Genomic DNA, 19,807 nt, shown 5'->3' on the forward strand with positions numbered 1-19,807 from the left:
CGGCAGCTTGTAAGGACTTATCAGCAACACCCAAGGAGCGCCCGATAAAATGGCCCCATGCCAGCCCATTCCGCCCACACCCTTCAGCTCGCTCGCGAGACCTTGGACATCGAAGCGGCAGCTTTGCTGCAAGCGAAAAGCCGGCTGGACGATCGCTTTGTCGATGCCGTCAAGTTGGTGCTGGGCGTACGAGGCCGCGTGGTGGTGACCGGTATGGGCAAGAGTGGCCACATTGGCAACAAGATTGCCGCCACACTGGCCTCGACCGGGACCCCAGCCATGTTTGTCCACCCCGGAGAAGCCAGCCATGGCGATCTGGGCATGATCCAGGACATCGATGTGGTGCTGGCCATCTCCAACAGTGGTGAGAGCGACGAACTGGTGGCGATCTTGCCGGTCCTCAAGCGCTTGGGCGTACCTTTGCTGGCCATGACCGGTGGACTGACCTCCTCACTGGCTCGCCACGCAGACATCGTGCTCGACTGCTCGGTCGACAAAGAGGCCTGTCCCCTGAACTTGGCGCCGACCGCCAGCACCACGGTGCAACTGGCCATGGGTGATGCTTTGGCAGTGGCACTCCTGGATGCCCGGGGCTTCAAACCCGAGGACTTTGCCCGCTCCCACCCCGGTGGGGCTTTAGGCCGCAGATTGCTCACGCATGTGGCCGACGTGATGCGCCAAGGCGATGCTGTGCCCCAGGTTGGCCCCGACGCTGCGTTCACCGCGCTCATGCGCGAAATGAGCAACAAAGGCCTGGGGGCCACCTCTGTCACCGATGCCGATGGGCGTGTGTTGGGCGTCTTCACGGACGGCGACTTGCGCCGCCTGATTGAAAAAGGCGCGGACCTGCGCGAGCTGAAAGCGTGCGATGTGATGCACGCCAACCCCCACACGATCCAAGTGGGTGCATTGGCCGTCGAGGCCGCAGAGATGATGGAGCGGCGCCGCATCACCAGCATTTTGGTGGTGGACGATGCAGGGCGGCTGTGCGGCGCCCTCAACTCCAACGACCTCATGCGAGCCAAGGTCATCTGACATGCAAACACTGATACCCGCCTTGAACTACCCACCCGAGTTGCTCTTGCAAGCTCAAGGCATCCGCGTGGTGTTCTTCGATGTCGATGGCGTACTCACGGACGGCGGCTTGTACTTTTCCGAATCGGGCGAGACGCTCAAGCGTTTCCACTCACTCGACGGGCAAGGCCTGAAATTGCTGCAGCAAGTGGGCATCACCCCCGTGGTGATCACCGGGCGCGACACACCCGCATTGCGCTTGCGCCTGAAAGCCTTGGGCATCACCCATGCCCGGTTTGGCACCGAAGACAAGCGCCCCGCCGCCGAGGCGTTTTTACAAACGTTGGGGCTCAACTGGTCTCAAGCCGCAGCCATGGGCGATGACTGGCCCGATTTGCCCGTCATGCAGCGGGTCGCCTTTGCTTGCGCCCCAGCCAACGGTCACGCACAGGCCAAGGCCGTGGCCCACCACATCACTGCCGAACGTGGTGGCGAAGGTGCAGCTCGTGCTTTATGTGACTTGCTTTTGGTGGCTAGCGGCCACTACGCAAAACTGTTGGCACAGGTTGGCGTCAGCGCCCACACCGGACCGTCTGCATGAAACTGCGCCGTCTGTTGGATGCATTGAGCGTTTACTTGCCCTTGATCGTGCTGGCTTTGCTGGCCTCTGGGAGCTGGTGGTTGGTGCGCAGCGTGCCCACCCTGAACAGCCCCCTTGCCAACAAGCCGGTCCGACAGGATCCCGATTACCGCCTGAGCGACTTTTCTGTCAAGTCGTTCAACCAACAGGGCCAAATGACGCGGGAAATTTCCGGAGCAAGTGCCCAACATTTCCCCGCAACAGAAGCACTGCACATTGAAAAAATACGCATCTTTGCTCAGAATGAGAAAGATGACCGCATGAATGCACAAGCCCAGAAAGGCATTGCCAGTGACGATGGCAAGCAGATCACCTTGCTCGGTCGCGCGCAAGCCATCCAACACCCTCGCGATACACGCCCCCAAATCGAACTGCATGGGGAACGCTTGGTCGCCTTGCCGGATGAAGACAAGGTGCTGTCCGACGATCCCGTGCGCATCATCCGTGGTCGAGACGTCTTCACGGCCAACGGCATGAGTTTCAACAGCAACAGCGGCGAATACGCATTGCAAGGGCGCGTGAGGGGCAGCCTGATGCCCAAAACTAGCCCACCCTGAGAGGGATTCGTCCCCACCAGAAACGACAAAGCCCTGAAATCAGGGCTTTGCTTTTTGGCCAAGGCCGCTCTTTAGCGCGACTCGGTCATGCTTCAGTAGTTGTTGTCACCACCGTAGCCACCACCGCCACCATCGCGGCGTCCGCCGCCACGGGGACCTGCACCGTAGGGGCTGCGGAAACCGCCACCACCACCTTCGCCGCCACCTTCACGGCGTCCGCCGTAGCCACCGCCGCCTTCACGGCCGCCGCCATAGCCGCCACCGCCATCGCGGCCACCGCCATAACCACCACCACCTTCGCGCGGCGCACCATAACCGCCGCCGCCTTCGCGACCGCCGCCGTAGCCACCACCGCCGCCGCCATACCCGCCGCCACCGCCTTCACGACGACCGCCACCGTAGCCACCGCCACCGCCACCAAAACCACCGCCACCCGTGCGGGGAGGACGTGCTTCCATGGGACGCGCCTCGTTCACAACAGCATTGCGACCACCCAAGGGCTGGCCATTCATACCATTGATGGCAGCTTGCGCTTCAGCATCGCTGCCCATTTCCACAAAGCCGAAGCCCTTGGACCGACCGGTGTCACGTTCCATCATGACTTTGGCGCTGGTAACAGCACCGAATTCACTGAAGGCTTGTTCCAGATCGCTGTCACGAACCGAATAAGGCAGGTTGCCGACGTAAAGTTTATTGCCCATGAAAGGGACTCCTCAAAACACAGAGATAAAAGCGATGGAGCTCCGACAACGCACTCGATATACCTGAAAACATCTCATGAAAAGCGAAACTGATGGGGTCACCGCAAACATGACTTCCTCAATCACCACAAGGAAGTCACCGAATTATGAGTGACAAAACCACACAAAATGCAAGAGGGAAACCCCCTTACATCCTCTTAAAGCAGGCCTTGGCAGGGTGATGTGTTGTTTTACCAACTCACTTCGCGGTCAGGCGTGGCACTGATTTTGTGAATGCTCAAATCTGCGCCGTCGTATTCCTCTTCTTGGCTGAGTTTCAAACCCAGGGTCATTTTGAGAATGCCATAAATCACCAAACCACCCAACAAGGCCCAAACGACACCCAAGGACGTTCCAATGAGCTGGGCTGACAAATTAACGCCGCCCAAACCGCCCAAACTGGTCGTGCCAAAAATGCCTGCGGCAATGCCACCCCAAGCACCACACACACCGTGCAATGGCCAAACACCCAAGACGTCATCGATCTTCCACTTGTTTTGCGTCAGGGTGAACATGACCACGAACAAACCGCCGGCCACAGCGCCCACCACCAATGCACCAAATGGGTGCATCAAATCCGATCCGGCGCACACGGCCACCAAACCGGCCAAAGGACCGTTGTGCACAAAACCGGGGTCATTTTTGCCCATCAACAAAGCGACCAACGTGCCGCCCACCATGGCCATCAAGGAGTTGACGGCCACCAAGCCCGAAATTTTGTCCAGTGTTTGCGCACTCATCACGTTGAAGCCGAACCAGCCCACGATCAAAATCCACGAACCCAGCGCCAAGAAAGGGATGCTGGACGGTGGGTGCGCTGAAACCTGACCGTCTTTGCGGTAACGGTTGTAACGCGCCCCCAAGAGCACGACAGCAGGCAATGCAATCCAGCCGCCCATGGCGTGCACGACCACCGAGCCTGCGAAATCATGGAACTCGTCACCCGTGACCGCCTTGATCCAGGCCTGCACCCCAAAGTGCTGGTTCCAAGCGATGCCCTCGAAGAAGGGGTACACAAAGCCAACGATCACAGCGGTGGCAATGAGCTGGGGCCAAAACTTGGCACGCTCGGCAATGCCGCCCGAAATGATGGCCGGAATAGCGGCCGCAAAGGTCAGCAAGAAAAAGAACTTGACCAAGTCGTAACCGTTTTTGGCAGCGAGTTGCTCGGCGCCCACAAAAAATGTGGTGCCATAGGCCACGCTGTAACCGACCACAAAATAGACGACCGTGGAAACCGAAAAGTCGACCAAGATCTTGACCAAGGCATTGACTTGGTTCTTTTTGCGGACTGTGCCCAACTCTAAGAACGCAAAACCAGCGTGCATGGCCAAGACCATGATCCCGCCCAACAATATGAATAGCGCATCCGCGCCCTGTTTCAGTGCTTCCATGACCATCTCTTTAGGAATTTTGATTTAAATTGGTGCATAAAGGCCATTCCAGCCTTTGACGCACCAAACCAAAGCAAGAAACAGGCCCAAATTGATGCGCGACACCCTCTTGGGGCATGCGAGCCCTAGATCACTCACGTAAGATGGGTTGTCTTTGAACTCCTTGGCACACGCACCTTATGGAAGCCTTCCTCGTCTCTACTGGCATCGTGGCCTTGGCCGAAATGGGCGACAAAACCCAGCTGTTGTCGCTGGTACTGGCTGCGCGTTTTCGCAAGCCTTGGCCCATCGTGCTGGGCATTTTGGTGGCCACTTTGGCGAACCACGGTTTGGCGGGCGCGCTTGGCAGCTGGATCACGACGGTCATGGGGCCTGATGTGCTGCGCTGGGTGCTGGGCGCGTCCTTCATCGCCATGGCGGTGTGGATGTTGATCCCCGACAAGCTTGATGATGAAGAAGGTGAGAGTGCTCCGCGCATGGGCGTGTTTTTGACCACCGTGGTGGCCTTTTTTCTGGCCGAAATGGGCGATAAAACCCAAATCGCCACCGTCATGCTGGCGGCCCAATACAACGCATGGTTCATGGTGGTCGCGGGCACCACGCTGGGCATGATGCTGGCGAACGCACCCGTGGTCTGGCTCGGCGACGCCATCACCAAGCGCGTCCCACTGCGCATCGTTCACCTGGTATCGGCGGGTATTTTTGCCATATTGGGCACAGTGGCCTTGCTCGGCTGGGGCTGATTTATACTTTCATGGCGCCGATTTGCTCCAGCTTGCGGGCGCAGGAATGCTCCGCATTCCAAAATGCAGCTAAAGAGGTAGAGCCCAACCCGGTATCGCTTCTTGAGCGTCACCGGGTTTTTTCATTTTCGCCATGAGTTTGATCGCCACGCCACAGTCGATGACCTTTGAAGCCCCTTTGCCTTTGCAAAGCGGCGCATCCATCCGCGGCTATTCGCTGAGCTACGAAACCTACGGCACACTCAACGCCGACAAATCCAACGCCGTACTGATCTGCCACGCGCTCAACGCCTCGCACCATGTGGCGGGCGTGTACGCCGACCAGCCCAAAAACCTGGGCTGGTGGGACAACATGATTGGCCCGGGCAAGTCGCTCGACACCGACCGCTTTTTTGTGATCGGCGTGAACAACCTGGGTTCGTGCTTTGGCTCCACCGGCCCCATGCACACCAACCCCGACACCGGCCGCGTCTATGGCGCAGACTTTCCGGTCGTCACGGTGGAAGACTGGGTCAACGCCCAAGCCCGCTTGCTCGACGCTTTGGGCATCGAACAACTGGCCGCCGTGATGGGCGGCAGTCTGGGCGGCATGCAGGCGCTGTCTTGGACTCTGCAATACCCCGAGCGCGTGAAGCACGCGGTGGTGGTGGCCAGCGCGCCCAACCTGAACGCCGAAAACATCGCCTTCAACGAAGTGGCCCGCCGCGCCATCGTGACGGACCCGGACTTCAACGACGGGCACTTTTACGCACAAGGCGTGGTGCCCAAGCGCGGCCTGCGCATCGCCCGCATGATCGGCCACATCACGTACCTGAGCGACGACGTGATGAACGAAAAGTTTGGTCGCGAATTGCGCGAAGCCGTCACGCACAACGCCAGCGGCTACAAATATTCCACACAAGAAGTGGAGTTCCAGATCGAAAGCTATTTGCGGTATCAGGGCGACAAGTTCAGCGAGTACTTTGACGCCAACACCTATTTGCTGATCACCCGGGCACTCGATTACTTTGACCCGGCCCGCGCGTTTGGCGGGGACCTGTCCAAGGCCTTGTCCCGCGCCAGCTGCAAATTTTTGCTGGTCAGCTTCAGCACCGACTGGCGCTTCTCACCCGCCCGCAGCCGCGAAATGGTCAAGGCCCTGCTCGACAACCGCCGCGACGTGAGCTACGCCGAAATCGACGCACCGCACGGACACGACGCCTTTTTGCTGGACGATGCCCGCTACATGAACGTGGTGCGCTCTTACTTTGACAACATGGCGAAGACTTTGAACGAAGGAGGTGCCGCATGAGCGACCCCCTGATCATGCAAGCCATTGCCCGCCTAGTGCCGCAAGGCGCACGCGTGCTGGACCTGGGCTGCGGCGATGGCGCGTTGCTGGCCTACTTGCAACAACACAAGGGCTGCACCGGTTACGGCGTAGAACTGGACGACACCAATGTGCACGCCTGTGTGCAGCGCGGTGTGAACGTGATCCAGCTGAACCTGGACGAAGGCTTGAGCCTGTTTGCCGACCAATCGTTTGACGTGGTGCTGCAAATCGACACCCTGCAACACCTGCGCAACGCCGAGACCATGCTGCGCGAGACCGTGCGCGTAGGCCGCGAGGGAATCGTCGCTTTCCCCAACTTTGCGCATTGGTTCAACCGCCTGAGCGTGCTGCAAGGCCGCATGCCGGTGACCAAGCGCCTGCCCTACCAGTGGTACGACACGCCCAACATCCGAGTGGGCACCTATGCCGACTTTGGCGATCTGGCCCACAAAAACAATTTGCAGGTGGTGGACGCTTTTGGCCTGCAAAACGGTCAGGAAGTGCGCACCTTGCCCAACCTGATGGCCGGCACGGCCGTTTACAAACTGCAACGCCGCTGACATGTCTGCGGCGCCCGGCACCCAGGGCACTGGCCCCCACAGCCCTTGGCTGATCGCCAACGTGCTGGCGCAAATTTCCTTTGGCCTCTTGGCCATGACCCTGTGCCTGCCTTCCATGCAGGAGTGGGGCGCCATTTTCAGCACCCACCAAGCCGATGTGCAGCTGACCTTCAGCGGCTATGTGGTGGCCTACGGCGCCTTGCAACTGGTGTACGGCCCGCTGTCCGACCGGCACGGGCGCAAACCCATCTTGATGCTCGGTCTGGTGGTGGCAGGGCTGGCTTCTGTCATAGCTGCTTTGGCCGGCGACATTGCGACGCTGACCCTTGCCCGCGTCTTGCAAGGCGCTGGCAGTGCGGCCAGCATGGTGGTCGGTCGCTCCATGGTGCAAGACCTGTTCAGTGGGCCGCAACGCACCCGCGTCATGGCCTACATCGGCATGGCGCTGGGCATGTGCCCACCGCTGGCCACACTCATCGGCGGGCAGATCCATGTGCGCCTGGGCTGGCAAACCAACTTCGTGTTGTTGGCGGTATTGGCGGCGCTGCTTTTAGTGGCGGCTTGGCTGGGCTTGCCGCGTGTGGCCAAACCCGCGCCTGCTGCGGGCCATTGGCTGCCGGCCATGCTCAGCGCTTATGCCCGGCTGATGCGAGAGCCGCGCTTTTTGTTGTACGTCGCCATCCTCGCCGCGACCACGGCCACGTTCTATGCCTTCCTGGCCGGGGCACCCACTGTGCTCAAGGGCTACGGCATTGGCCCGGACGGCATTGGCTGGTTCATCATGGCAGTGCCCGTGTCTTACATCCTGGGCAATTTCATGACCTCACGGCTCATCGCGCAAGCGGGTGAATCGCGGGTGATGGCCTGGGGTCAGGCCCTGACGCTGGGCGGTTTGGTGGTGATGCTGGCGCTGGGCTTGGGGGGTGTGCAGACGGCGCTGGCTGTGGCTTTGCCGCTGCTCTTGCTGGGTTTTGGCCACGGTTTGTTGAACCCACCTGCCTTGGCAGGCACTGTGGGGGTGGTGCCCGCACTGGCCGGATCGGCCGCTGCGGTGGCGGGCCTGATGCAGCAACTCACTGGCGCCACAGGCGGCTATCTGGTGGGCTTGGTGCCGCACGAGGGCGCCGTGAATCTGGGCTGGATGATGCTGGCCTTTGCCTTGACGGGGGCTGTGGCGCAGTTTTTTCTGCGCAGGCGTTGAGCGTACTGCGCCAAGAATCTATGCTTCACGCCCTCAAGCGCTTGCGCGAGCGTTCTCCAATGCCTCGCGCAGCACCTTCAAATCCCCAATGTGGTTGGCCAGCAGCAAGATCAAGCGGGCGTTGAGCGCTTCGCTTTGTTCGTCGCTCAAGCCATTGTGAGCGTCGATCAGGTGTTCATAAAACTCGTCGCCGGGTGAGAAGTCGCGGAAAAAGCGGCGACCGCCTTCGTGGAAGTTGGGATCGGTTTTCAGGGCGGTGTTCATGTCGTTCCTCTGTGAGGTTCAGGCTTGGCCTATGTTGGCGCCCAAGGCGCGGAACAATGCGGCTTGTATCTTGGCGCTGTCCATCTGACGCCAGCGGGCCGCGACATGCTGGTCTGGGCGCAGCAGGTAGGTCGTGCCGGGTTTGGCGTCGTAGCGTTTGGCCACCAGGCCTTGGGTGTCGACGATGGTGGTCACGCCAGGGATGTTCAGGGGACTGGATGTGACTATGAGGGGCGTGACTTGCACGGGCTCATTCGCGCGCAGGGATGCGCTCCCACATTCAGAGGAAAGATTCGCGAGTTGTGCCAACACTTCGTTCGATGGCACTGCATCAACGAATAACAAGAGCTGAAAACCTTTGCCCACCTGGTCAAGCAGCCAGGCGTCTCGCCCGTTCACCTGCACGGGCGCATCGTCCATCGGTGCGCCGGGCACCATCTGGCCTTCGAAAGGCTCGGCATCGGGCGTATTGAGCACAGATTCGGTCAAGAAGGACGGCATGGACAGGCGGCCCGAGTTCACCAACTTGCGTGCAAATGGGTAATGCTTGGCCAGCGCCAGCACCTGGTTGCGGAAGGTCTTGCTGGTGCGGCTCTTGGGTGTGATGAAGTCGGTCGAGCGGGTCGAGTTCATGATGTTTTCGTCGGCCGCAAACTGGCGGTCGTGCGCGTAGGTGTCGAGCAACTTCTCGCTGGCCTGGCCCTTGATGACCAGGCCCAGCTTCCACATCAGATCGTCCGCATCCTGAAAACCCGAGTTGGCTCCGCGTGCGCCAAATGGTGAGACCTGGTGCGCCGCGTCGCCCACAAACAGCACGCGGCCGTGGCGAAAATCGGTCATGCGGCGGCACTGGAAGGTGTAAATGCTGACCCACTCCAGCTCGAAGGGCCGCTCGTCGCCCAGCATAGCCTGCAGGCGCGGAATGACCTTTTCGGGCTTCTTTTCTTCTTCGGGGTCGGCGTCCCAGCCCAGCTGAAAGTCAATTCGCCAGACGTTGTTGCTTTGCTTGTGCAGCAATACGCTTTGGTTGGGGTGGAAAGGCGGGTCAAACCAGAACCAGCGCTCGGCAGGGTAGTCGGCCTTCATGATCACGTCGGCGATCAAAAAGCGGTCCTGGAACACGCGGCCTTCGATGTCCAGCCCCAAGTGGCGGCGAACAGGGCTGCGTGCGCCATCGGCCACCACCAGCCAGTCGGCTTCGATCTCAAAAGTGCCTTCGGGCGTTTCCACCGTCAGGGTCGCGTGGTCGCTCTCGCGGGTCACGGCAGTCACTTTGTGCTGCCATCGGATGTCGGCACCCAATTCGAGGGCGCGGGCGATCAGCATTTCTTCGACGTGGTACTGCTGAAGGTTGATCATGCCGGGGCGCTTGTGGCCCGCATCAGGCACCAGGTTGAACTGGTACACCTCGTCTTCTTCGAGGAAGGTGCGGCCAATGTTCCAGCTCACGCCCATGTTGCAGGCTTGTTCGGCAATGCCCAAACGGTCCAGGATTTCGAGCGAGCGCTTGGCGTAACAGACCGCCCGCGAGCCGACTGACACGGTCTTGTCGTCGTCCAGCACCAACACGTCCAAACCCTGCAAGCGGGCGTCGATGGCAGCGGCCAAGCCCACTGGCCCAGCGCCAATGACGATCAAAGGCTTGCGCTGCGGCGGTGTGGACATCAAGTCGGCAGGCGACTTGTAGGGATAGATCGGGTTGATGTAGGCACCCATGCGTGGTCTCCGGCCTCGAAAAAGCACCTCTCGGCGCGACAGGTTGTAATTTACTATAGATAAATCAGTTTACCTATCCGTAATTATCAGATTACTGGGCTTTGGCCCAAAACACCTGCCGTGAACCCAGTTGACAGCAGCGGTCAAGAAGCCGCGCTATTCTCTGGACTTGTCTTTTGTATGACAACCTCATGACCCAGAACTTCACACCCGTGACCAGCGGCGCTCGCCTGTCCGACCAAGTGGCTGAACAGCTGGCCACCGAAATCAAACAGGGCCGGCTCCTGCCCGGCGACAAACTGCCCACCGAAGCGCGCTTGGTTGAGCAATTCGAAGTCAGCCGTACCGTGGTGCGTGAAGCCGTCTCCAGGCTCAAGTCATTGGGCTTGGTCGACTCACGCCAGGGCAGTGGTGTGTTTGTCAGTCAGAAATTACCCTTCGCGCCGCTGAACTTTGAAGCCCGCCACGCGGCCTCGCAAGAAGCGGTGATTCAGATGGTAGAAGTGCGAAGAGCTTTAGAAGCCGAGGTGGCCGCCTTGGCTGCCGAGCGACGCAGCGGGAGCGATATCGATGCCATCGAAAAAGCGGTCCTTGCTTTGGATGCGGCTGTGCAAGCTGGCGGAGATGGGGTGGCCGAAGACGTGAAGTTTCACCGGGCCATTGCCGACGCCACATGCAATCCGTTTTTGATTCAGACTCTGGAATATTTGGGCCAGTTTTTGCATGGGGCGACGCAAGTGACCCGAGCCAACGAAGCCAGGCGCATGGACTTTGCGACAGAAGTTCAATCCGAGCACCAAGCCATCTTGCATGCCGTCAAAGCCGGCGACGCTGCTGCAGCCAGGCAAGCTGCAGCCACGCACATGGGCAACGCCATCACCCGAATCCGCAGCGCAGACCCCGCCTTCTGGCTGCAAGAAGGCGAGCGACTGGCGCAGCCCCTGGTCAAAGGTCTTAAGGCTTGAATCACTCCGCCTTGATGTTGGCCCCTTTGACCACCGCCGCATAGCGCGAAAGGTCACGCGACAGGTCACGACCAAAACGTTCCGGGCCGCCTGGGCTGGCTGCGATACCCAAGGTGTTCAAGCGCTCGCGCACAGCCGGGTCGTTGAGCACGGCGTTCAGCTCGGTGTTGAGCTTGTCCACAATCGCCCGGGGCGTTTTGGCTGGGGCCAGCAAACCCACCCAAGAGTTGATGTCGAAATCGGCCACACCCGATTCCATAAATGTCGGCACATCGGGCATGGACGGTGCACGCTGCGCACTCGACACCGCGACCGCATGCAGCTTGCCCGACTTGACGTGCTGAATGGCGCCCGCCACGGCGGTGTAGACCAGGGGAATGTTGCCGCCCATCACATCGATCATGGCCTGACCGCCGCCTTTGTAGGGGATGTGCGTCAGGTTGGCACCCGTGCGTTGCTTGAGCAGCTCACCCGCAATGTGCGGTGTGCCGCCCGTGCCGGATGTGCCATAAGACAGGCCACCCGACTGGGTTTTGGACAAGGCAATGACCTGTTGCAGGGTCTTGGCAGGGACGCCGGGGTGTGAGACCAAAATCAATATGGCATCGCCAATTTTGCCAATCGGTGCAAAGTCCTTCACGGTGTCAAAACCCACTTTGGGAAACACATGCGGGTTGATCACCAAGGTGCCGTCAAAGCCCAAGAGCAAGGTGTAGCCATCGGGCTCGGCCGCGGCCACCATTTGCGTGCCGATGTTGCCCGAGGCCCCCGGCTTGTTGTCCACAATCACCTGCTGCCCCAAACGCTTGGACAGCTGCTCGGCGATGAGTCGGCCACTGGTGTCGGTCACGCCACCCGTGGCAAAAGGTACCACCAGACGAATGGGCTTGGCAGGGTATGTCGCTTGCGCAGACGCCGTGCTGGCGCTCAGCCCCAGACCGCCGCAAGCGGCAGCCATCCAAGCGATGCTCAGCGTGGTTTTGAGCCATTGGCGGCGGGGTGCTGTGGTCTTTTTTTGCATGTTTGTCTCCAAAGGGTTTCAGGGGAAATCACTCGGTCTCGGCGTAGCGTTTTTCAAATGCCCACACGTCTTCAAAACCCATGAGCTGGGTCAGGTCGGCAAAGTCATACAAAGGTGTGCTGCCCTTGGCCGACGAGCCCGTGTCCTTGAACTGTTTGTACACCTGCGTCATGGCCTGCACACCTGCCAGCAGGGCGGTGACCGGGAAGATGGCGATCTTGTAGCCCAGCGCTTCCAGCTCGGGGCGGGTCAACACGGGGGTGCGGCCTTTTTCAACCATATTGGCCACCAATGGCACGTCAAAACTTTGGCCAATGCGGCGCATTTCCTCCTCGGTCTCAGGCGACTCGACAAACAGAATGTCAGCCCCGGCCTTGGCATAGGCCTCGGCCCGGCGCAAGGCTTCATCCAGGCCCAGCGTGGTGCGTGCGTCGGTGCGGGCGATGATCAAAAAGTCTTTGGACTCGCGCGAGTCCACCGCCACCTGGATCTTGCGCACCATGTCGGCCATGGGAATGACGCGGCGACCTGGCGTATGGCCACATTTTTTGGGGAACTCCTGGTCTTCGAGCTGGATGGCGCAAGCGCCAGCCGCCTCATAACCCCGAATGGTGTGGCGCATGTTGAGCAAGCCCCCGTAACCCGTGTCGGCATCGGCAATCAAAGGCGTGCGGGCCATGCCCGCCATGGCCGTGACGCGCCCGACCATGTCGCTGTAAGTGGCCAGGCCAGCGTCGGGCAAACCCATGTGCGAAGCGACCGTGCCGTAGCCCGTCATGTACAAGGCATCAAAGCCAAAGCTGTCGGCCAGGCGCAATGACACCATGTCAAACACGCCCGGAGCCACCACCAGACCGGGTTGGTTCAATCGCGCACGCAAAGCAGAGGTTTTGGTATTCATGAGGCAAGTGTGGTTGAAGGGTGTTTAAATTGCGAAATCCAATTTCATCATTTCATCAGAAGAGAACCCCATGGACCTGCACCTGCGCGACAAACATGTTTTGATCACTGGCGGTAGCAAAGGCATTGGCTTGGCTTGCGCCCATGCCTTTTTGGAAGAAGGCGCCAAAGTGACCCTCGTTTCACGCGAGGCCGCCAACCTGAGCGCGGCGCGTCAAAAACTGCAAGCCACTTTTTCCGCCGAGCGCATCCACACCGTGGCGGCCAATTTGCGCGATGCGGCTGCGGCCTTGAGTGTCCTGGATTCGGCAGAAAACACTTTTGGACCCGTCGATGTACTGGTCAATTCGGCAGGCGCGGCCAAACGAACACCCGCTCCAGAGCTCACACCCGTAGCCTTTGCCGACGCCATGCAGGCCAAGTACTTCACCTATGTCCACATGATCACCCCCACCATCCAGCGCATGGCAGCTCGTGGCGCGGGTGCGGTGGTCAACGTGGTGGGCAATGGCGGCAAAGTGGCCAGCCCCATCCATCTGCCCGGGGGTGCTGCCAATGCCGCGCTGATGCTCGTGAGCGCTGGCTTGGCAGCGGCTTATGGCGAGCAAGGCATTCGCGTCAATGCCATCAACCCCGGCCTGACCCTGACCGACCGTTTGCAAGAAGGCTTGGCGGCCGATGCGCGTCTCAAAGGCATCGACACCGCAGAAGCCATGGCCCAGGCCGTGTCCAAAATCCCATTGGGCCGCATGGCCGAGCCCGAAGAAATCGCGAATGCCGTGCTGTTTTTGGCATCGTCCAAAGCCAGTTACGTCACTGGCATTTGCATGAGCATGGACGGGGCGATGACCCCGATTGTGGTTTGATGCGCCGCTTCTTCACTGGCGGGCTGGGGCTGGTCCTGATCTGCTGCACAGCCCTGAACCCTGCACTGGCTGAGCTGGCACCGCTGAAAACCGTGCCCTCGGTCGATGTACCGCGTTACATGGGCACCTGGCATGAGATTGCCAAATACCCCAACTGGTTTCAGAAGAAATGCGCCAGCAGCACACAAGCCACTTACTCGCTGCAAGCCAATGGCCAAGTGCAGGTGCTCAACCGCTGCAAAACCGACAAGGGCGAATGGAGCGAGGCCTTGGGTGCGGCCCGGCAAATCGGCGGGGCGAGCTCCCCCCAGCTCAAGGTGCGCTTTGCACCCGAGTGGCTGTCTTTCATCCCCTTGGTTTGGGGCGATTACTGGATCATCGACCTGGACCCGGACTACCAATGGGTGGTGGTGAGTGAACCCCAGCGCGAGTACTTGTGGATTTTGTCGCGCACGCCGCAAATGCCTGCAGCCACTTACCAGGCGCTGCTGGGCAAGCTGGACAGACTTGGCTTTGACACCCAGCGCATAGAAGCCAGCAAGCCCTGAGAACCTTCGCTCACAGGGGTGAGCTCCATCAAGAGTCAAATAACTTGAAGGTCAGTGCGCCGTTTCGGCCACACGCACCAAGTGCGCTTCACTGGACTGCAACCAACCATGGTTGGCAGCGGCGTGTGCCAGCTGGGCGATCAGAGCGTGGACATCTGCATTGACCATGGCCACGGGTTGCAAACGCAGCGCAGCGTCAGAAAAATGGTGCACCACTTCGGCCACGTCGTCAGCGTCCAGGGCCGTGGGTTTCAAGACGGGGATGCATGGGGCTTTTTGGCCCAAGGCGCGGTAAAACACCGCGGCCAAGTGGCTTGACGCGCCATACACACTGCGCTGCTGGCCCGCAGCGGTCACACGCAGGGTGTAGCCATATTTGCCCTTGACGCACTCGGCTTCGCTGATGTCTTTCAGGGCCACATGGTGGACCAAGGTGCCGCTGTCATTCTCTGAAATCAGCAAGTTTTGATCGGTCAACAACCACAAACCACGGCCCGCCATAACCACACGACCCAACACATAAGCCAACACGCGCTCGCCAGGCTGAAGGTGGTCACGCATCTGGTCGACATCGGCTTGCTTGAGCAGTTGCGCACCATAGGGGTTTTGGCCCTCGATCAAAAGCTCACTCAGTTCATTGCCATTTTTCAAAAAGTCCAGCCAAGCCATCAGGTTCTCCCATTGATGCACGATGTTCGGTCATCCACCACCCCAACTGGCATGCCCAAGGACAATAAACCCACAAGCTACAAGGTCATCGCCCAAAACCCGTGGGGGAGAACGTCTATTGGCTGCGTCCCTGCAAACTGGCGACCGCTGCTTCAAACTGCTCACAACGCAGATTGCTCGCCCCATGCCCATACCCTCATTCTTTTTACCGCCCTGCCCGGCATGGCTAGAACCGATCCAAGCGCAGGTTTCGGCACGGCTCAAAACCCAGCTGGGGGAGCGGGTCCGGACCATGACGGGGGCCACCGGGGATGCGCGTGACTTTCTGCAGCCCGCGGGCGACCTAGGTCTGTTCGGACCTGACTCGGCCGCTTGGCAAGTCCATGCGCACTTTGTGGCGATGATGACCGGCGGTTTGTCCTCACTCATGCTGCAAGCCTTGCACCCTCGGGCTTTGGCTGCGGTCTGGGACCATTCCAGTTTTCGCACCCAGCTCCAATCTCGACTGGGGCGTACAGCCTTGTTTGTGGCCACCACCACCTATGGCGGCACGGCTGCCGCCATGCAAACGATTGAGCGGGTCAACCACATCCATGCACGGATTCGCGGCACGCTGCCCGACGGCACGCCCTATGTGGCCAATGACCCCGCGCTGATCCGCTGGGTGCACCTGGGCGAGACAAGCAGCTTTTTACGCGCCTACCAAGACTTGTCCTTGCAGCCTTTGGGGGCAGCGCGGCAAGACCAGTACTTTGCAGAAATGGCACGAGTGGGCCATCTGCTGGGGGCCCGAGACTTGCCGCAGACACGGCACCAAGCCCTGACGCAATTGCAAGACTACCGGCCTGAACTGCGGGTGGATGAGCGCACCCGAGAGACCTTGCACCTGATTGAAAACTACCCCTGTGCGCCGCTGGATCGCCCTTTGGTCAGTCTGATCGTGCGAGCCGCTTTTCACCAGCTGCCTGAATGGGCGCTGAACCTGCTGGGACGAGAACGTGCATGCGCTTTGGAGCAAACCGCTGTGCGCACCGCCTTGCAAAGCGTGGGCGCGTCACTCGCTTGGGCTTTTGCCGACACGGGTGTTGCAGCGCGGGCCCTGCAGCGCATGGCACCCCAGGTGAAGACTGCGGGGGCGAACCTCGAACACTGAGCTGGAAAGTTGAATCGGCCGGTCACTGGGGCGCAAGAGTGCCTTGTCAGCCGTGCCGCCGATCGGAAATTCCGCCGGTGCTTGCGCCCAAGCTGTGGCTGTGGTCGCCAGCATGCTGGCGACCACACACTGACACATGTTGTGTTGGGTCATGACGGGCTCCGGTGTTTGTCCATCGGCCCATCTTCGGCTGCTGCGGTTGACGCGTCTGTGCGCTGTCACGCCCAGACACGAAGCTTTGACACTCAGGCGTGGAAGATCGACACCGTCTTGGTGTTCAGGTAGGCCTCCAGCGCCTCTGGGCCGCCTTCGGAGCCGTAACCCGAATCCTTCATGCCGCCAAAAGGCAACTCAGGCCATGGCGCTGCGGGTTGGTTGACCCACAACATGCCCACGTCCAAACGCTGGTTCAACTGGTGCATGGTTTTCATCGAATTGGTGAAGGCATAGCCGGCCAAACCAAAAGGCAAGCGGTTGGACTCGGCGATGGCGTCTTCGATCTTTTCGAAACTGCGGATTGCAGCGATCGGGCCAAACGGTTCATTGACCACGACGTCGGCGTCGAGCGGCACATGCGAGAGCACCGTGGGCGCAAAGAAATTGCCTTGCGTGCCGATGCGCTCACCGCCTGTGAGGACCTTGGCGCCTTTGGCTCGGGCGTCTTGCACGATGGCCTGCATGGCTGCCAAGCGGCGCTCATTGGCAAGCGGCCCCATTTGCGTGCCGGCAGCCAACCCGTCGCCGACCTTCAGTGCTTGCGCTTGTTCGGCAAAACGCTGCGCAAATTCGTCGGCAATCTTGTGGTGCACCAGAAAACGGGTGGGCGAGATGCAAACCTGTCCGGCGTTGCGGAACTTGGCAGCTCCTGCGGTCTTGAGGGCCAGGCCGATGTCGGCGTCTTCGGCCAAGATGACCGGCGCGTGGCCACCCAGCTCCATCGTCACACGCTTCATGTGCTGACCAGCCAAGGCGGCCAGTTGCTTGCCCACGGGTGTGGAGCCAGTGAAGGTGATCTTGCGGATCAGGGGGTGCGCGATCAGGTAGTTCGAGATTTCGGCGGGCGTGCCGTAGACCAAACCGATCACGCCAGCGGGCACACCCGCATCATGGAAAGCGCGGATCAATTCGGCTGGGGCGGCAGGCGTTTCTTCGGGCGCTTTGACGATGATGGAGCAGCCTGTGGCCAAGGCGGCGGACATCTTGCGCACAGCCTGGTTAATGGGGAAGTTCCAGGGTGTGAATGCAGCCACAGGTCCTACTGGCAACTTCAGCACTTGCTGCTGCACGTTCACATTGCGCGGCGGCACGATGCGGCCATACACGCGTCGGCCCTCTTCGGCAAACCACTCGATGATGTCAGCGGCCGACATGGCCTCGACCTTGGCTTCGCCCAAGGGCTTGCCTTGTTCTTGTGTGAGGAGTTCGGCGATTTGCGGGGCCCGTTCGCGCATCAGCGCCGCGGCTTTGCGCATGATGGCGCTGCGTTCATTGGCAGGGGTGTCGCGCCAAATTTCAAAACCCTTTTGCGCGGCTTGGGCGGCTCGCTCCAGATCCGGAATGCCCGCATGGGCCAAGCGACCGATTTCGGTGCCCGTAGAAGGGTTGAACACGGGCAGTGTGCGGCCGCCTTCGGCATCGCTCCATTCGCCGTTGATGAAGAGTTGGGTATTGGGATAGGTCATACCGGCATTGTGGCGCGAAACGAAGGAAGCAGCGTCAACACCGTGACACTCCCAACCCGGCACTCGCAGGGTCCACCACCGCACATCCAGTAGTCTCTACACTTGGTACTGTTCATTTTCAGCACAAGAACCCTTTCATCTTTCAGGAACAGACATGCAAAGCCTGCGCATCGGCATGATCGGCCTGGGCCTTATGGGCCTGGGCATCGCCACCAACATCGTTAAAAAGGGCTACGCCCTCACCGCCATGGTGCATCCGGGCAACCAACCTTTGGCCGCTTTGATTGAATCTGGCGCACGCACCGCCAGCACGGCCCAGGCCGTGGCACAGGCCAGCGATGTGGTGATTTTGTGTGTCAACGGCTCTGCACAGGTCGAGGCTATCTTGGCGGGCGACACCGGCTTGCTGGCCGGTCTGCGCGAGGGCATGACCGTGATCGACTGCTCGACCAGCATGCCCGAATCCACCTTGCAGGTGGCTGAACAATTGGCACAGCGGGGCGTTCGCTTCATGGACGCGGCCATGACCCGAACTCCCAATGAGGCCATGCAAGGGAGGCTGAATTTGTTGGTGGGGGGCGATGCCGCATGGCTCGAAGCTTGCCGTCCCCTGCTGTCCACTTTTGCCGAAAACATCGTCCATGCAGGCGCTGTCGGTGCCGGCCACCGCATGAAACTGTTGCACAACTTTGTCTCATTGGGTTCGGTCACCCTGCTGGCAGAAGCAGCGGCATGCGCACGCAGATCGGGCATTGACGACGCGGTGTTTGTGGAAGTTTTGGAAAAAGGCGGCGGCTGGGGTGCAGCACTCGAACGCCTCAAACCCTATCTGCTGCACGGCGAAAGCACGGGACTGCGTTTTTCAATGGGCAATACCCTGAAAGACTTGGGCTACTACGGCGACATGGCGCGAGAAACAGGCGCTCACGACACCGTGGCCAAGGCGTTGCACGCGACAGTCGCACAAGCCTGCCAACAGCAGGACCCCCAAACTTTGCTGCCAGAAATCGTGCAGTACTTGTCCACCAAAGGCGCCTGAGGCCCATCCCACCCCCATGACTCCCAACCGCTTGCCCGCATTGCGCCCTGTCTTGTTTGTGCCCCATGGCTCGCCCATGTTTGCCCTGCACCCTGGCGCTGCGGGTGCTGCCATGAGCGCATTGGTGCCTCAACTGGGCTCGCCCCGAGCCATTGTGGTGATCAGCCCCCATTGGGAAACCGCCGTGCCGACCGTGGGCTTCGCCAGCCGACCCGAGACCATCCACGACTTTGGCGGTTTTGACCCCCGCTTGTACGACATGCAGTACCCCACCCACGGCAGTCCAGAAGTGGCGGCGCTGGTGGTCAGCGCCCTGCAAAACGCAGGACTGCCTGCGGCGCAAGATGCGCAACGCGGCTTAGACCATGGTGCTTGGATTCCGCTGCGTCAGATGTTCCCCATGGCCAACGTGCCGGTGGTCCCTTTGTCGGTTCAAAGCCACCTTGGCCCTGCACATGCTTTGCGGATCGGGCAAGCCCTGTCCTCTTTGGCCGATCAAGGTGTCTTGCTCATCGCTTCGGGCAACATCACGCACAACTTGCGTGATCTGATGATCTTGCGACGCCAAGGCGGATCTGCCCCAGACTATGTTCAGGCATTTGCAGACTGGGTTCACAGCCGCATGATGGCGCACGATACAAGCGGCTTGATGGCCTACCGGTCACAGACTGCCGGCGAACGCGCCCACCCCACAGATGAGCACCTGCTGCCTTTGTTCAGTGCCATCGGTGCAGCGGGGCAACAGGCCCAAGCCAGCGCTTTTTTTCGAGGCATCAGTGACGACGTCATTGCCATGGATGGCTACACGTTTCACTGAGCCCTG

General features: G+C 60.2%; 21 protein-coding genes. 13 read left to right on the forward strand and 8 right to left on the reverse strand.

What is annotated here, in order from left to right:
* Positions 1-57 precede the first annotated feature (57 nt).
* Genes SWE17_RS01990 through lptC form a run of 3 tightly spaced genes read left to right on the forward strand, consistent with a single transcriptional unit; the run spans position 58 to position 2,211 of the window.
* Positions 58-1,035, forward strand: a complete 978-nt coding sequence (locus tag SWE17_RS01990) for a KpsF/GutQ family sugar-phosphate isomerase (RefSeq protein WP_322991456.1) — start codon at positions 58-60, stop codon at positions 1,033-1,035.
* 1 nt (position 1,036) lies between these two features.
* Entirely contained in the window at positions 1,037-1,615 is a 579-nt protein-coding gene (locus tag SWE17_RS01995; protein WP_322991457.1) for a KdsC family phosphatase, read from the forward strand.
* Complete coding sequence (gene lptC / locus SWE17_RS02000) at positions 1,612-2,211, forward strand: LPS export ABC transporter periplasmic protein LptC (protein WP_322991458.1); 600 nt, start codon at positions 1,612-1,614, stop codon at positions 2,209-2,211. Before SWE17_RS01995 ends, lptC begins: the two co-directional genes overlap by 4 nt.
* Positions 2,212-2,303: 92 nt before the next feature.
* Here the strand turns inward: lptC and SWE17_RS02005 are convergent, their stop codons facing one another.
* Complete coding sequence (locus tag SWE17_RS02005; RefSeq protein WP_322991459.1) at positions 2,304-2,912, reverse strand: RNA-binding protein; 609 nt, start codon at positions 2,910-2,912, stop codon at positions 2,304-2,306.
* 230 nt (positions 2,913-3,142) lie between these two features.
* A complete protein-coding gene (locus tag SWE17_RS02010; protein WP_322991460.1) occupies positions 3,143-4,345 on the reverse strand; it encodes an ammonium transporter in 1,203 nt (400 codons plus the stop codon).
* A 179-nt stretch (positions 4,346-4,524) separates the two neighbouring features.
* Between SWE17_RS02010 and SWE17_RS02015 the strand changes: the two genes are divergently transcribed.
* From SWE17_RS02015 to SWE17_RS02030, 4 genes are all read left to right on the forward strand, one after another.
* Positions 4,525-5,088: a TMEM165/GDT1 family protein gene (locus SWE17_RS02015; RefSeq protein ID WP_322991461.1), complete on the forward strand. Its 564-nt coding sequence runs from the start codon at positions 4,525-4,527 to the stop codon at positions 5,086-5,088.
* A gap of 133 nt (positions 5,089-5,221) precedes the next feature.
* Positions 5,222-6,379: a homoserine O-succinyltransferase MetX gene (metX, locus tag SWE17_RS02020; protein ID WP_322991462.1), complete on the forward strand. Its 1,158-nt coding sequence runs from the start codon at positions 5,222-5,224 to the stop codon at positions 6,377-6,379.
* A complete protein-coding gene (gene metW / locus SWE17_RS02025; RefSeq protein ID WP_322991463.1) occupies positions 6,376-6,960 on the forward strand; it encodes a methionine biosynthesis protein MetW in 585 nt (194 codons plus the stop codon). Before metX ends, metW begins: the two co-directional genes overlap by 4 nt.
* Position 6,961: 1 nt before the next feature.
* Positions 6,962-8,161 carry a Bcr/CflA family efflux MFS transporter gene (locus tag SWE17_RS02030; protein ID WP_322991464.1) on the forward strand — a complete coding sequence of 400 codons (1,200 nt, stop codon included), beginning with the start codon at positions 6,962-6,964 and terminating at the stop codon, positions 8,159-8,161.
* A gap of 33 nt (positions 8,162-8,194) precedes the next feature.
* Here SWE17_RS02030 and SWE17_RS02035 read toward each other — a convergent pair whose 3' ends face one another.
* Positions 8,195-8,425 carry a DUF2783 domain-containing protein gene (locus SWE17_RS02035; RefSeq protein WP_322991465.1) on the reverse strand — a complete coding sequence of 77 codons (231 nt, stop codon included), beginning with the start codon at positions 8,423-8,425 and terminating at the stop codon, positions 8,195-8,197.
* Positions 8,426-8,443: 18 nt separating this feature from the next.
* Entirely contained in the window at positions 8,444-10,141 is a 1,698-nt protein-coding gene (locus tag SWE17_RS02040) for an FAD-dependent oxidoreductase (protein ID WP_322991466.1), read from the reverse strand.
* A gap of 191 nt (positions 10,142-10,332) precedes the next feature.
* Between SWE17_RS02040 and SWE17_RS02045 the strand changes: the two genes are divergently transcribed.
* Positions 10,333-11,106, forward strand: a complete 774-nt coding sequence (locus tag SWE17_RS02045; RefSeq protein WP_322991467.1) for a FadR/GntR family transcriptional regulator — start codon at positions 10,333-10,335, stop codon at positions 11,104-11,106.
* 1 nt (position 11,107) lies between these two features.
* Here the strand turns inward: SWE17_RS02045 and SWE17_RS02050 are convergent, their stop codons facing one another.
* Both SWE17_RS02050 and SWE17_RS02055 read right to left on the reverse strand, forming a co-directional pair.
* On the reverse strand, positions 11,108-12,127 hold the full coding sequence (locus SWE17_RS02050; RefSeq protein ID WP_416234952.1) for a Bug family tripartite tricarboxylate transporter substrate binding protein: 1,020 nt from the start codon (positions 12,125-12,127) through the stop codon (positions 11,108-11,110).
* Positions 12,128-12,155: 28 nt separating this feature from the next.
* Positions 12,156-13,028: an isocitrate lyase/PEP mutase family protein gene (locus SWE17_RS02055; RefSeq protein WP_322991468.1), complete on the reverse strand. Its 873-nt coding sequence runs from the start codon at positions 13,026-13,028 to the stop codon at positions 12,156-12,158.
* Between the two features lie 70 nt (positions 13,029-13,098).
* Here SWE17_RS02055 and SWE17_RS02060 point away from each other — a divergent pair, with 70 nt between their 5' ends.
* Positions 13,099-13,893, forward strand: a complete 795-nt coding sequence (locus tag SWE17_RS02060) for an SDR family oxidoreductase (protein ID WP_322991469.1) — start codon at positions 13,099-13,101, stop codon at positions 13,891-13,893.
* Positions 13,893-14,441 (forward strand): lipocalin family protein, encoded by a 549-nt coding sequence (locus SWE17_RS02065; protein ID WP_322991470.1) that lies wholly within the window; start codon positions 13,893-13,895, stop codon positions 14,439-14,441. The genes SWE17_RS02060 and SWE17_RS02065 overlap by 1 nt, the downstream gene beginning before the upstream one ends.
* 51 nt (positions 14,442-14,492) lie before the next feature.
* Here SWE17_RS02065 and SWE17_RS02070 read toward each other — a convergent pair whose 3' ends face one another.
* Positions 14,493-15,110 (reverse strand): hypothetical protein, encoded by a 618-nt coding sequence (locus tag SWE17_RS02070; protein ID WP_322991471.1) that lies wholly within the window; start codon positions 15,108-15,110, stop codon positions 14,493-14,495.
* A 184-nt stretch (positions 15,111-15,294) separates the two neighbouring features.
* On the opposite strand from SWE17_RS02070, the gene SWE17_RS02075 reads away from it, so the two are divergent.
* The gene (locus SWE17_RS02075; protein WP_322991472.1) at positions 15,295-16,263 is read left to right on the forward strand and encodes an oxygenase MpaB family protein; all 969 of its coding nucleotides are present in this window, start codon (positions 15,295-15,297) and stop codon (positions 16,261-16,263) included.
* A gap of 245 nt (positions 16,264-16,508) precedes the next feature.
* On the opposite strand, the gene SWE17_RS02080 is transcribed toward SWE17_RS02075, so the two are convergent.
* Positions 16,509-17,945, reverse strand: coding sequence for an NAD-dependent succinate-semialdehyde dehydrogenase (locus tag SWE17_RS02080; RefSeq protein ID WP_322991473.1), 1,437 nt, complete (start codon positions 17,943-17,945; stop codon positions 16,509-16,511).
* A 154-nt stretch (positions 17,946-18,099) separates the two neighbouring features.
* Between SWE17_RS02080 and SWE17_RS02085 the strand changes: the two genes are divergently transcribed.
* On the forward strand, positions 18,100-18,984 hold the full coding sequence (locus SWE17_RS02085; protein WP_322991474.1) for an NAD(P)-dependent oxidoreductase: 885 nt from the start codon (positions 18,100-18,102) through the stop codon (positions 18,982-18,984).
* Between the two features lie 16 nt (positions 18,985-19,000).
* Positions 19,001-19,801 carry a class III extradiol ring-cleavage dioxygenase gene (locus SWE17_RS02090; RefSeq protein WP_322991475.1) on the forward strand — a complete coding sequence of 267 codons (801 nt, stop codon included), beginning with the start codon at positions 19,001-19,003 and terminating at the stop codon, positions 19,799-19,801.
* Positions 19,802-19,807: the final 6 nt, after the last annotated feature.

The organism is Limnohabitans sp., from assembly GCF_034680285.1.
Taxonomy (GTDB): Bacteria; Pseudomonadota; Gammaproteobacteria; order Burkholderiales; family Burkholderiaceae_C; genus Limnohabitans_A.